This window comes from Estrella lausannensis (genome assembly GCF_900000175.1).
GTDB lineage: Bacteria > Chlamydiota > Chlamydiia > Chlamydiales > Criblamydiaceae > Estrella > Estrella lausannensis.
In genome coordinates this window covers 237,081-249,633 of record NZ_CWGJ01000012.1, presented here as the reverse complement: position 1 = coordinate 249,633, position 12,553 = coordinate 237,081, and the positions used below count along the sequence as shown (strand labels likewise).

Sequence of the window (12,553 nt, the reverse complement as noted above, 5' to 3'; positions counted from 1 at the left end):
CTCGTCATTTCCCCTTAGAAGCCAAATCCGGGCATTCCTTCCATTCCTTCCGGAAGCGAGGGCATACCTTGGCTGGACTCTTTTTTCACTTTCTCTTTGGCATCATGGAAAGCGACGCGGATTAGATCCTCAAGGCCTTCAACGTCCTCTTTATCGACGCACTCGGGCTTGATTCTTACTTTTGTGACATCTCCGTCACCGTTCATGGTGATGCTGACAAGTCCGTTGGCGGCTTGGCCTGTTACTTCGATATCTTTCATTTTTTCTTGCATGAGCTTGAATTGCTCCTGCATCATCTTGGCTTGTTTTTTTCTTTTGGCAAATCCTGTACCCATAAAACTCTCTTAGTTGTCTGTTTGAATTATGTTAGAGACTGCCCACAAAATCAAATCATTATCCTTTGCAGCTCCACAGAGTTATGAGTTTCGAAAAAAATCATCCTATTGGATTGATATGCTGAAATTTTTTTCGAACCATATAACCCTATGGAGCAAACAAATCATACGATCCCAGTTTGCGGGCGGTCTCTTAGTGCGTTCTTTTAAGGCGGCCTTCGAGCTCCACGGAAGCAAACTGAAGAAGTGTGTCTAGATGGTTGGCATCTTTGGCCGATACCGGCATTCTGTCAGAGCTGGCAGGCCCCGTCATACCTTTTACGCCTTCGTTTAGCGCCTCCGGCATAGCCTTCTCATCCAAGCTGGCGATCATGTCGACTTCGTAGGCCCGGGTAGGCTCTGTTATTTGCTGCTCCCTTTCCTTCGGTGTCTCTTGCAGCTCCTGCTCGGGCAAGGGAGGAGGAGGGGGCGCAGCGCACTCTTGCGGCTCCGGCCTCTCTTTTGGCGGCTCTGTTTCGGCTACATTGGCCCTATTTTGCTCGCGCGAGACCGTTTTAAGGGGGGCACTCATTTCGTCTTTGAATGACGAAGTTTGTGTGGTGGGGGCTACCGGTGCTTCCGAATCCTTTGGGGAGTTGGCGGGAGTTTGTGCCTCAGGAAGGGGTCGCAGTTCCTCCGGTTTTTGAGTTTCGGGGATTGCTCTGGATTTGACACTCTCTTCCAGCTCGATCAGCCTTTTGACTAAGGTCTCGATCGGTAAGGACTTATGCGTCCTCATGATCCGGATCAGTAGCGCTTCCAAGGCTACTTTAAGAGAGGGAGCTTCCCTGGCCATCTGCTGGTGCTTGAACAGGTAGTCGAGGATGTCGAGCAGCTGCTCTTTGGAGTAGAGGGCTGTTGCTTCGAGGTAGTTTTTTTCCATCGAAGCCTCGATCTCCAGCAGTCCTGGGGTTTCAGGCGACAGTTTGAGTAAAAGCAGGTTTCTGTAGTGCTCTGTCAGCATTTCGACGAAGTGCTGTAGATCTTTTCCTTCTGAGAAGAGAGTGTGGACAATCTCATACGCTTTGACAAAGCGCCCCTCTTTTCCGGCTCTGTCCAGATCGAAAAGAACATCTTTCGGCATAATGCCAAGCACGTCAGCAACCGCTTTGCGGTCGATCGACCCTTCGTGGAAAGAAATAATCTGATCGAGCAGCGATTCCGCGTCGCGCAATCCGCCCTCCGACCTTTTAGCAATGATATCGAGAGCATCGTCATCGATCTGGATCTGAAGATCTTTTGAGATGGAGACCAGTTTCTCCTTAATTTTTTGCGAAGAGAACCTCTGAAGGCTGAAGCGCTGGCAGCGGCTGATGATCGTGGGGAGAACCTTATGAGGCTCTGTTGTGGCAAAGAAGAATTTGACTTTGGGTGGCGGCTCTTCGAGCGTCTTGAGGAGGGCGTTGAAGGCCTCCTTGGTCAGCATGTGGACTTCGTCGATGATGTAAATCTTGTAGCGTGCCGCCGCCGTCGCATAGCCGACGTTCTCGTTGATTTTGCGGATATCGTCGATGCCCCGGTTAGAAGCTCCGTCGATCTCCATGACGTCCAGAGAAGTTCCCAATGCGATCTCCCGGCATGTTTGACAAACTCCGCAAGGCTCCTGATCAGGGCTTAAGTTCGGACAGTTGAGGGCTTTGGCAAAAAGGCGTGCGAGAGTAGTTTTACCGGTGCCCCGGGATCCTGAGAACAGGTACGCATGGGCAATCCGGTTTTGTCGGATTGCATTTTTCAAAGTCGTGACTATCGGATCTTGCCCGATGACATCAGCAAACTTTTGCGGCCGGTATTTTCTGGAGATGACTTGGTATTCGCTCATAGCTTGGACGCCGTTTCTTAAACTCTGTAATGCAGCTATTTTACCCGCCCGCACCAAATCGTTAAAGGCAAAAACCGCCTATGCCCAAAGTGACTTGAAAATTTTGGTTTGGCACACTTTTGGTCGATCCTCTTCACTGCGTCAAGCAATCATTGTTCAGCCACTCATCCAAAGTGTAGCGTTTGAAGTTCTTTGCCTTTCCGCTCTCAGAGAAAACGATTTCCACCTTGGAGAGATTAACCTCGTTGTTCTGAAGGAATCGGAGCAGGTTGTTGACCGCCTCTCTTTGGATCCAGTAGTGGCCGGTGAAATTGGATATCTCTTTGAGCTCCCCTAGCTCATCGAACGTGAGCCAGCCAGCGCATTTTACAGGTCGCCCTCCGGAAAGGGAAGGGTGTTGAATCCGTCCTACGGGTGTGGTAAACTTTTGCACCATTAGAAAGTTGTTTGAATGGGACAAAACAAAAATATAGCGTGTGGGTTTTAATGGTTTGCCCGACGTCCCGTTCCAGCCCCTCAAAATTCTGCCCTGATTTAAAATGGGCCCTTTGCCGTTTTAAGCTCTTCGGCGGTGGAATAAGAACATTTTTCTCTTTATATCCCCTTTTCCCTGCAGGACGAGTTCCCCAATGAAGGTGTGGGAGCGCTAGCTTCTTTCCTCCATTTTTTTCTTGAGAAGGGGGGTATGGGTGAAAAGTCTGCTGGTGATTTCGATAGGAATCAGCTCTTGGCTGCAAGCCGGGTGCCTGGACGTGTAGCATTCACTGCCGATTCCGCTGCAGAGGGGGGGGGAGGCACTGTCCGTGACTCCGCTAGCCGTTCTCTGTCGTTACCAGTCTGCGATTCTGGTTCAGGGTTAAATTCAATCGAGTCGGAGTAGTCAATTTTCGCACTTTTCGTGGGCGGAGCGTCTGCCTCGCACCTTTCATGGGTATGAAGAGATGAAAGGGGTGTCATAGTGCTTAATCATTTCTTAATGATTTATTTAACTGTATTTAAATAAATCATTTTATAATCAATAGGTGTTTAATGATTAATAGTAAATAACTTTAGTGGGTTTTGTAGATGTTTAGTTTAAATCGAGTTGTTGATTTTAGCAGTAATGCCGGACTGTATCCACCGCCTATTGTGCCCTTGAGAGAATCCGTTTTAAAAAGTACCTATCTTGAAAAGATGCATTCGGTAACCGCCGCTATCCCTGGTTTTTTGCCCAGCTACCCGCAAAATCTGCACTTGCAATCACAGGATCCGGTTCTTCCTGCCGGGTTGGTGGGGCGGGAGATGACGGTTCCGCGCGATGCTTTATTTCAGCAGAGCGAAGAGGTGTCTGTTTTCTTCAAGCCTCTGACAGAGCAGCAGCCAGAATGGAAAGGAGAGGGACAATTCGAAGAAGTTTCAACAGGAGGCGTTGCCCGGGGCTTAGAGGCTCCGAAACGAGGGAAGCTCAGCTCGTCGCCAGACGAGATGGGCCGCAAAATTATCGGGGTCAATGACGATCAGCGGCTTCCGTTTGTCGGGAGAGAGCGCCCCTTTTCTACCATCATGCTCGAAGAGCTCGGGGAAGAGGAGGAGCCGGTAAGCATCGAAGAGGAAATGAAGCAGCCTCATTTCCCTTTGACACCGGGTGAGGAGCCCTATCTCGTGCCACTTGCCGCCGACTATCAGGAAATTGAAGCACCAAAAATCAGATTTCAAGGAAAAGATGTTCATTTTTATCCTACCGACACGGTGCTAAAGGTTCATAAACAGTTTTTGAAAGCGCGGGGTTCTGATCTCAATCTGACCTTTGAGACGTTTGTGAACCGGCAAGAAATCGCAAAACGACTGAAAATTACTGAGGACACGACTCAATATCTTCCTGAAAAGTTCTTAGTGCAAAATAAAATGGCTCACATTTTCAACCAGCAGATTACAAGAGGGGAGCAGCAAGAGCCGCTAAATGTTAAAGCCAAGCATATTTTTGTCGTGGATGCAAAGGGAAGGTTAATGATAGCGACCAAGCACCGGAGTGGTAAGCGAGGCCGTACGCAGCACTCTTCTCTTGCCCAGGGAGCAGCAGTCAGGGCAGCGGGCATAATGTCACTTCAGGACGGGGGTGTGTACCGATTTGAAAATCTTAGCGGGCACTACAGATCGGGTCGTGATTCCTTGACGGAAGTTGCCTATTGGATTACAAGGCAGGGATTTAAATATCAGGTGGTTAGAGATGACGTCTACATGCATCCTGACGCTGGATTGACGAGGCTCCTTGACTTAAAGCTAGTCTAAAAGGACGCTTCAAAAGAAAGAGCAGACCACGCGTCTTGCACCATTTTGTCAATCGACAAGTAGACGGGAGCCCATTGAAGCTCTCGTTTAGCTTTTGTCGCGTCGGCCACAAGAACAGGGGGATCTCCCTCTCTTCTTTCAAGGAACTTGCGGTTTAACGTCTTGCCGGTGATCTTCTCTACCGAAGAGAGCACTTCCAGTACGCTATAGCCCGAACCGTTTCCCAGATTGTAGATCGCCGATGGACAACCTTCTTGCAGCTTTGCAAGCGCCAGCATATGGGCCGAGGCGAGGTCGTGAATGTGGATGTAGTCACGCACTCCCGAGCCGTCCTTTGTCGGCCAGTCGGTTCCGAACACCGGAATCTCTCCGTTGCCGTCCAGGAGAGCAGAGAGAGCTCTTGGAATTAAGTTGGACTGATCGCGCATATGAATTTTGATCACCCCTTCAGGATCACCTCCGGCAGCATTGAAATAACGTAGGCTGATGTATCTGAAATCGTATGCCTTGGAAAAATCTTTTAGGATTTTCTCACAGATGAGTTTGGATTCTCCATAAGGATTAATCGGCGCGAGGGGATGGGATTCGGTGATGCGCTCCTCTTGAGGAATGCCATAAACGGCCGCGCTGGAAGAAAAAACAATTTTTTTGACGGAGAGATCTTTGAGGTGAGTCAAAAGCGCCAGTGTTTTGCAGACGTTATTGGCGTAATATTTAGACGGATTATCGACAGATTCCCTCACATTGATGTGAGCAGCGAAATGCATAGCAGATTGAATATTGAATTTTGTAACGATTTTGGCAATCAACTCTTTATCGCTGATGTCTCCCTTAAAGAAGGGAGAGTCGATCACGGAGCGGGGATCACCGTGGGAGAGATCGTCTAAGACGACACAATAATATCCGTTTTTTGTTAATAACCGGTTGACGTAAGAACCGATAAAACCGGCTCCTCCGGTGATTAGAACTGCCATGGTCCGACCTGATTAAAATGGCTGTCCACCCTGATGGGGGAAGGACAGAACCCCTTCTTTATATCTTCTCGTGAGTTAATTGCGCAACGTTCATTCCCATGCGAGTTTGTCTCAGTCATAGTTTTGCCTTACCAAGGGCTTTTTCGCGTTCTTTAAATAGACCGGCATCGGCAGGAGAGCGTTCTGTGCCTGCCGCCCTGAAATTGGGTTTAATCCTGGCTTTCATAGCGGATGATATGCAAGGGGCGGTCTCGTAAGCCTAATAAACTTTTACCACTATAAATCAAATATGATAGGATGGTGGATTCGGTATAATTGATGGCTTTTACCGATTATTTCACCGCTAGTCGACAGCTGCCGGTGAATGGAAACATCAATCCTAACCAGGAATCCTATGTCGGAGCTGGAACCTTCGCAGACCTATCACACCGAGCTAAAGTTTTCTAAAGAGCAAGGTTTTTTTGATAAGAGCTTTGGCCTGAGGGTGCTTATCACCACCCTCTTTATGGGTGGGCTTTTTCTGTTCCTCCATATTCGCGACGTTAAAGTGGACTTTTTGGAGCTGAACGAAATAGCTCCTAGCTACATTGTCGCTCAGGTTGATTTTGACTTTGCCGATGAAGAGGCAACGATCATTTCAAAGCAAGAATCGGTGAGGGATATTGGAAAAATATATCAGATTTCCGAAAAGGAAATTCACAAGAGAAGAGCCGAGTTTGAAGACTTCCTGACGCATGACCAGACCTGGCGGGATCAAATGGGAAGCGTTCCATTTGAGGAGATTTCCAAAAGCCTCGACAACCTCGAATATGTGCTCAAGCAGGTCAGATTTACTGATCCGAGGACTTTGAAAAGCATGAAGGCTGCTGGCTTTTCCACCGATTTGTATCTTGTATACACTCCCCAGGATCTGAAGGAAAAGATCAAGATCCCCAAACAGATCTGGCGGGCGATATCACTGCTCAAAGAAGTTCAGGGGGGAGGCAACCCGCTGGCGATGAGCATTGCGCTCAACTCGTTAAGCGATAAAGAGTGGGTGTTTGAAGACGATATTCCGGATCAGAGAAGGCTTCGTAAGAAGATCATGGATGCAGTGCCGCAGAAGATAACCCATGTGAGCGCCGGAAACAGAATTATCGACCAGGGGGATAAGGTCACTCTCCGTCACATCGCCATGCTCCTCGCGATGAAGGACTCCTTAAGGAAAAAGCACAATCTGCTCCATCCTTTTACCATCACCGGAAGCGCTCTGATGACGCTTCTACTCACTGTTGTCTCTGTCGTTTACTTAAAACTTAACCATCGGTCTATCCTGACCTCCAACCGGAAGCTGTTTTTACTTGTCAGCATCGTTCTGCTCACTCTTTTCCTCTCAAAACTGACGGAGCATTTCCTGCTTTCGTCCATGACACGGTGGATTGAGGTAATACGCTATCCCATTTTCGTCCCCTTTGCGGCGATTATGATCAGTAGTTTGCTAAATCCGGGCATCGCCACCTATGTCAGTGGATTTTTGGTTGTCATCCTCACGATGACTCTCGCAGTGGACAGGCAGGGGTTGATGCTGATGAATATCGTCGCCGCAATCGTCGCCATTCTGTGCACCCAGTCTATAAAGCAGAGGAAGGAAATTTTCTCTGTCTGTTTTAAGGCATTCATCTCTTGCGTTGTCGTTGCTTTCGCAGTTAATTTCTATCAGACGGGAGGCTTTAGCTTCAGCATGGCTGCCGATGTCATCAGCGCAGCCTTCTTCATGACGTTGACGGCAATTATGGTCGTCGGGCTGCTTCCACTCTTTGAGTCGCTCTTCAAGATTATGACCGACGTGGCGCTGATGGAGTATATGGATCCGAACAACGACTTGCTTAGAAGGCTGAGCATAGAGGCACCAGGCACTTACCAGCACTCAGTGGTGGTGGGTAATTTGGCCGAAACGGCAGCTCTTTCCATCGGGGCTAACGGGCTTTTCTGCAGGGCAGCGACCCTTTACCATGATATAGGGAAGATGGTCACCCCTCAATATTTTACCGAAAACCAGCTTCCGGGAATGAACATCCATCAGCTGTTGACCCCGCTGGAGTCAGCACAGGTCATTATCGCGCACGTGAGCGAAGGGGTCGCCATGGGCAGGAAGGCAGGTCTTCCCGAGCAGTTCATCGACATCATCAAAGAGCATCATGGCACAACGCTTGTCTATTATTTCTACAAAAAGCAGCTCGAGAAAATGGCGGGAGATGCCAAACAGGTTGATGAGAGGCAATTTCGCTATTTTGGCCCCAAACCACGGAGCAAAGAATCGGTTATCATTATGCTCTCCGATTCTATTGAAGCTGCCTCACGCTCATTGGATACTGTGGATGAGAAGAACTTGGACCTGCTTGCCACACGTCTTATCAAAGACAAGGCCGATGACGGACAATTCGATGAGAGTCTCATCACGTTTGAAGAGCTTGCGCAAGTCAAGAAGACCCTAGTCAAGACTCTCTGCGCTTTCACCCACACCCGTATCAAATATCCCGTCCGGGAGGATAAACCGATTCCGGATATCAACGCATGAGCCGGAGAGAGCCTTTCCGTCTGGCCCTGATTACAGGAGCGACTTCCGGCATAGGCCGTGAGCTTGCCTATCTCATGGCATCAAAGCAGATTCCACTTCTTCTGACAGGACGAAATAGCGAAGAGCTGAAGCGTATTCAGGGAGAGCTCTCCAAGAGCGTTGCGGTGTCGGTTTGTACTTTGGATCTTCTTAACGAAGAGGACCGAAGGCAGTTAGTTTTAAAAATCCGTGAATTTAAGCCCGACTTGATCGTCAATAATGCCGGATTTGGCTTATACGGGCCTCTTTACGCTTTTGGGGCCAAAGAGCAGCTGTCAATGATCGACATTCTCGTAAAAGCCGTGGTCGAATTGACAGTGGAGGGAGTGAATACGCTTAAGCAAAATAGCCTTGAAGGTGTCATTCTCAATGTCTCGTCGACAGCCTCCTTTTTTTCCATGCCCTGGATGAATACTTATGCAGCCTCCAAAGCTTTCTGCACCTCTTTTTCTCTTGCTGCTGACGCCGAAGTCAGAGAAGCTGGAATCCGTGTTCTCTGCTCTTGTCCTGGAGTTGTGAAGACGGGATTTAGAAAAACAGCTTCAGGAGGTGAGGTTACTGGAGACACTTCTTCATTTCTCGATATGGAAGTCGGCTACGCTGCCGCACGTATGTGGAAGCAGATCTTGTCCCGAAAGCCGTTGGATGTATTTGACTGGAAATACCGGGCGCTGCTTTTTCTGTCCCGTCTGTTGCCAAGAAGCCTGGTGCATCGATTGATTATGGCCAAGCTGAAGACCATCACTCCTCAGACAATCGGGCGATAATTATACCGAAAGCCTGTCAAAATTTGGCATCAGTGCTTTGAGAAGTTTCGGGGTGAGGGGTATTAAGTTTCTCATGATTAAAAATATGAGTTAACGCTCCCGCATTCAATCCCCATGTTTTTCACAGTCTCAACACCAAATTTTGAGACCCTTCGGTATAGAAGCCGCCTTCATCGCTAGCGAAACAGTTTCAAAAGCTGGATGGGTGGGTTACTTTCGGTGTAAAAGGCAGGTGGATTGAAATAGTTTTGTTATTTGAAATTAACGATGATTTTTCGTAAAATATAGCCTATTAATTTTCTGCTATTTATTTTTAAGGGTTTTATGGCTTCCGTCATTGATTTCAAAGATCTGCCTAAACATTTAAATTATAAGATCGTCGCTCTTGAATCTGTGGACTGGAATGGTAAAAAGGTTTCCGTCATTACCCTCTCTTCCCGCCAAAGCTCCCTTGTCGAACGGATCATCGATCTCTTCTTACTGATCCTGATTGCCGTGCCCACTATGGGAGCGGGATTGGCCTTCCCTTTTGCAGTTGAAATTCAAAAATCGGTTTTAAAGGGCAGAAAGCATATGTATCATATCCGACGCAGCACACTGCCGAAGCTGGATTTTAAAAAGGCTGATGGCAGCAAGAGTGTCCTCATGGGGACTGAAGGACGCCAGCTGTCATTGCGTCTTGAGCCCCAAAATTCGACCCAACTAAGATCCCGGCAAGACAGCGAATATAAAGAGACAGTGGGCGATCTTGCCGAATTGGGCTTGCAAGATGATGAAATTGTTGGGTCTATGGATGGTTCCGGCATAGCCGGAGATACGATCCTGCTATGGGCTCACGAATATAGAAGAGAGCGGCAAGTATCTCCGGAATTGAAGCCGCAAGAGGGGGCTCCAAGGAAAAGAACGAAGTGAGAGTTGGCTTCCCTCCTCGTCTTTAGCGATGAAGTGAAAATCGCCTCAATGATCTTCAAGAGAACACCCTTAATTATCGAAGAGACGAGCCAATGCTCTAGCAAGACGAAGATGAGGGCTATTTTTTGCGTGAAAGAGGAACTATACTGAATGTGTCTCAAAGTGTGGCATTGGAATGCTATCTTAAGATTCCAAATCCCAATTTTGAGACACTTTTTTTAGGTTAGCTTTTCAGCAGTGTCGCGATCTCTTGGGATGCCTGAGCGGCTTCACTCTCTGCCTCTTGTAGAGCCTTTTCCACCTCCTGATCAGGCCCCTTTTCTATCATCAGATAGATTTTAATTTTTGGCTCTGTTCCCGATGGGCGGATCATCACGGTCAAGCCCTTCTCAAATTTTAAAATGACCATATCTGTTTTGGGCAGATCGATAGGGCTCTCTTTTCCGTCTAAAAGATTCTTCATGACACCGCTTTTAAGATCGCCAGTGGAAATGACTCGCTTGCCAAGTAGAGAGGTGGGGGGAGTCGTCAATATCTTTTCCATGGCGAGGGCTAGCGCTTCACGTCCGGCTTTTGTCTCGGGGAAATTCAAAGTCATCTGCTTTTCTAAGAAAACGCCAAATTCCTTATAGAGCTCTTTGAGAATGTCAATTAATGTTTTTCCTTCCAACTTAGCTGTTAGGGCTGCTTCGCAAAGTAGCGAGGCGGACAGAAGCGCATCTTTGTCCCTTGTCTCAGTTCTGAAGAGGTAGCCGTAGGACTCTTCAGCAGCAAGAATGAATTGATGGGGAAAGCCCCCTTTTTCCCATTCGCGGATTTTTTCGGCCACATATTTGAAACCGGGAAGGATATCGAAGCACTGCACATTATAGTGGTTGGCGATCTTTCGCATGAGCTCAGTGGTTACAATCGATTTGATGCAGGCAGATTTTGGGGGCAGCTTGTTGGACTTTTTTAAGGAGTGGAACACGTGATGGGAAAGCAGTGCGGCAATTTGATTTCCGGTCAGGATATGGGGCTCACCTTGATGATTAACAGCCGCACCGACTCTGTCCGCATCGGGATCGGTAGCAATCAAGATATCGCCGTTTTGCTTCATCATCAATTCAATGCCCTTTTTGAGGGCCGCTCTCTCCTCCGGGTTGGGGGAAGGAGCTTCGGCAAAGGATCCGTCCGGAACACACTGCTCTTTGACAAGGGTGATATTCGAAAATCCAAACGCACTCATGAGTTCAGGCATCAGAGTGATCCCGGTGCCGTGAAGGCTGGTATATATGATCTTTAAGCGATCACCATACTCTTCATTGATTTTCGGTTGGCACTGAAGAGACTTCAACGTCTCTAGGTACATTCTATCGATCTCTTCTTCTTCCTCTACAATCAATGGATGATTGAGGCTTTCCGTCTGCTCGATGAACGAGGGATCCCGGATCCGTTCGAAGGCTCTTATGATGCCTAAGTCATGGGGAGGAAGAACCTGGCCGCCATCGTCCCAGTACACTTTAAAGCCGTTGTACTCCTTTGGATTATGCGAAGCTGTAATCATGCAGGCAGCGTCGCACCCCTTCATGCGCATGCCAAAGGATATGTAAGGGGTGGGTCGTAGGTGCTTGATGAGTAAAGTCCGGATGCCGTTGCCCGCAAATGTCCTTGCCGCCTCTTCGGCGAACTCCCGGGAGTTTATACGGTTGTCGTAGCCGATCATGACGCTTCTTTTTTTCATGGGATTTTGCTCTTTCAGGTAGTCTGCAAGAGCTTGAGACGCCGCCGCAATGGTGAATCGGTTCATCCTGTTCGTGCCAAGGCCCATGATTCCGCGGATACCGCCGGTGCCGAACTCCAACTTTTTGTAAAAGGCATCGATGGCTTCCTTCGGAGAGGATCTGATCAGGTCTCTTACAGCCAGCTTATCCTGATCGGAGAACGTGCCTTCGAGCCAAAGAGCGATATTCTCTTTCGCTTTAGCATCAGTGATCGATGAAAGAAGAGTGTTCAAGGTGCCTCCTGGAGTAATTGTTGAACGGCATGGGCCAGACTGTGGAAGCTTTCTGAAGATTGCGTATCGGAGTGAAGGCAGGCAGAGGGCGATCCTTCATCGCCTCCCTCCCGAATCTTTAGGTTGAGGGGAATGGAGCCGATCAGAGGTATAGAGAATTTGTCGGCTAGCTCCTTAGCTTTTCCCTGGCCGAAAATATGAAATGTCTCTGCCGATCCAGGCGGGGTGAAACCGGCCATATTTTCTATTACGCCAAGGACAGGGATGGAAAGGGAATAGAAAGCGTTGATAGCCTTCAGGGCATCGAGAACTGCAACTTCCTGAGGAGTCGTCACAATCAGGCTTCCATCAATTTCAAGCAGGGAGGACAAAGAGAGCGGGATATCCCCGGTTCCCGGAGGGAGATCAATCAGGAGGATATCGAGGTCTCCCCATTCGACATCACGGATCATTTTTTCTAATGTGCCGTGGAGAAGCGGACCTCTGAACAAAACAGAGCGTGCTTCCTCGACAAAAAAGCCGATCGAAAGCGCTTTAATCCCAAACTTATAAAAGGGATGGATCAGCTCTTTCCCCTCAGCGGTAATTTCCGTATGGGGAGACAGCCTTCTTAGTCCTAGCATAATGGGGAGAGAGGGGCCATAAAGATCGGCGTCCAAAAGACCGACTTTGGCTCCGAGAGATGCCAGCGCGACCGCCAGATTGACGGAGACAGTGGATTTTCCAACTCCCCCTTTGCCTGAGCCCACCAGAAGGGTTGTTTGTGCTAATTTTCTCTTTTTCATAGGGGTTTTGAGTCAGTTTTGATTTTCCAAGTATACTGAAATCGGTTTTATACTGAAGCGAT

Annotated in this window: 10 protein-coding genes; 4 read left to right on the top strand and 6 right to left on the bottom strand. The window is 48.4% G+C overall.

Translation table 11 applies throughout. The features are described 5' to 3' along the window. Positions 1–14 precede the first annotated feature (14 nt). The 3 genes from ELAC_RS06080 to ELAC_RS06070 form a co-directional block, all read right to left on the bottom strand. Positions 15–335, bottom strand: coding sequence for a YbaB/EbfC family nucleoid-associated protein (locus tag ELAC_RS06080; protein WP_098038394.1), 321 nt, complete (start codon positions 333–335; stop codon positions 15–17). Positions 336–528: 193 nt separating this feature from the next. Next, positions 529–2,193: a DNA polymerase III subunit gamma/tau gene (gene dnaX, locus ELAC_RS06075; protein WP_098038393.1), complete on the bottom strand. Its 1,665-nt coding sequence runs from the start codon at positions 2,191–2,193 to the stop codon at positions 529–531. Positions 2,194–2,326: 133 nt separating this feature from the next. Continuing rightward, a complete protein-coding gene (locus tag ELAC_RS06070; protein ID WP_098038392.1) occupies positions 2,327–2,629 on the bottom strand; it encodes a hypothetical protein in 303 nt (100 codons plus the stop codon). A 737-nt stretch (positions 2,630–3,366) separates the two neighbouring features. Here ELAC_RS06070 and ELAC_RS06065 point away from each other — a divergent pair. After that, positions 3,367–4,461, top strand: coding sequence for a hypothetical protein (locus ELAC_RS06065; RefSeq protein WP_143406455.1), 1,095 nt, complete (start codon positions 3,367–3,369; stop codon positions 4,459–4,461). Here ELAC_RS06065 and galE read toward each other — a convergent pair. Next, a complete protein-coding gene (galE, locus tag ELAC_RS06060) occupies positions 4,458–5,435 on the bottom strand; it encodes a UDP-glucose 4-epimerase GalE (protein ID WP_098038390.1) in 978 nt (325 codons plus the stop codon). The genes ELAC_RS06065 and galE overlap by 4 nt on opposite strands. A 394-nt stretch (positions 5,436–5,829) precedes the next feature. Between galE and ELAC_RS06055 the strand changes: the two genes are divergently transcribed. The 3 genes from ELAC_RS06055 (at position 5,830) to ELAC_RS06045 (ending at position 9,710) form a co-directional block, all read left to right on the top strand. Continuing rightward, complete coding sequence (locus ELAC_RS06055) at positions 5,830–7,992, top strand: HD family phosphohydrolase (protein WP_098038389.1); 2,163 nt, start codon at positions 5,830–5,832, stop codon at positions 7,990–7,992. After that, positions 7,989–8,798, top strand: coding sequence for an SDR family NAD(P)-dependent oxidoreductase (locus ELAC_RS06050; RefSeq protein ID WP_098038388.1), 810 nt, complete (start codon positions 7,989–7,991; stop codon positions 8,796–8,798). The genes ELAC_RS06055 and ELAC_RS06050 overlap by 4 nt, the downstream gene beginning before the upstream one ends. A 324-nt stretch (positions 8,799–9,122) precedes the next feature. Next, positions 9,123–9,710: a hypothetical protein gene (locus tag ELAC_RS06045; RefSeq protein ID WP_098038387.1), complete on the top strand. Its 588-nt coding sequence runs from the start codon at positions 9,123–9,125 to the stop codon at positions 9,708–9,710. A 223-nt stretch (positions 9,711–9,933) separates the two neighbouring features. On the opposite strand, the gene ELAC_RS06040 is transcribed toward ELAC_RS06045, so the two are convergent. Both ELAC_RS06040 and ELAC_RS06035 read right to left on the bottom strand, forming a co-directional pair. Further along, positions 9,934–11,706, bottom strand: a complete 1,773-nt coding sequence (locus ELAC_RS06040) for a phospho-sugar mutase (RefSeq protein WP_098038386.1) — start codon at positions 11,704–11,706, stop codon at positions 9,934–9,936. Continuing rightward, positions 11,703–12,491 (bottom strand): Mrp/NBP35 family ATP-binding protein, encoded by a 789-nt coding sequence (locus tag ELAC_RS06035; protein WP_098038385.1) that lies wholly within the window; start codon positions 12,489–12,491, stop codon positions 11,703–11,705. Before ELAC_RS06035 ends, ELAC_RS06040 begins: the two co-directional genes overlap by 4 nt. Positions 12,492–12,553 lie beyond the last annotated feature (62 nt).

What these genes read in the sequence shown, in the direction of transcription:
- ELAC_RS06080 (WP_098038394.1), bottom strand. Translation starts at nt 335, where the DNA reads ATGGGTACAGGATTTGCCAAAAGAAAAAAACAAGCCAAGATGATGCAG.
- dnaX (WP_098038393.1), bottom strand. Translation starts at nt 2,193, where the DNA reads ATGAGCGAATACCAAGTCATCTCCAGAAAATACCGGCCGCAAAAGTTT.
- ELAC_RS06070 (WP_098038392.1), bottom strand. Translation starts at nt 2,629, where the DNA reads ATGGTGCAAAAGTTTACCACACCCGTAGGACGGATTCAACACCCTTCC.
- ELAC_RS06065 (WP_143406455.1), top strand. Translation starts at nt 3,367, where the DNA reads ATGCATTCGGTAACCGCCGCTATCCCTGGTTTTTTGCCCAGCTACCCG.
- galE (WP_098038390.1), bottom strand. Translation starts at nt 5,435, where the DNA reads ATGGCAGTTCTAATCACCGGAGGAGCCGGTTTTATCGGTTCTTACGTC.
- ELAC_RS06055 (WP_098038389.1), top strand. Translation starts at nt 5,830, where the DNA reads ATGTCGGAGCTGGAACCTTCGCAGACCTATCACACCGAGCTAAAGTTT.
- ELAC_RS06050 (WP_098038388.1), top strand. Translation starts at nt 7,989, where the DNA reads ATGAGCCGGAGAGAGCCTTTCCGTCTGGCCCTGATTACAGGAGCGACT.
- ELAC_RS06045 (WP_098038387.1), top strand. Translation starts at nt 9,123, where the DNA reads ATGGCTTCCGTCATTGATTTCAAAGATCTGCCTAAACATTTAAATTAT.
- ELAC_RS06035 (WP_098038385.1), bottom strand. Translation starts at nt 12,491, where the DNA reads ATGAAAAAGAGAAAATTAGCACAAACAACCCTTCTGGTGGGCTCAGGC.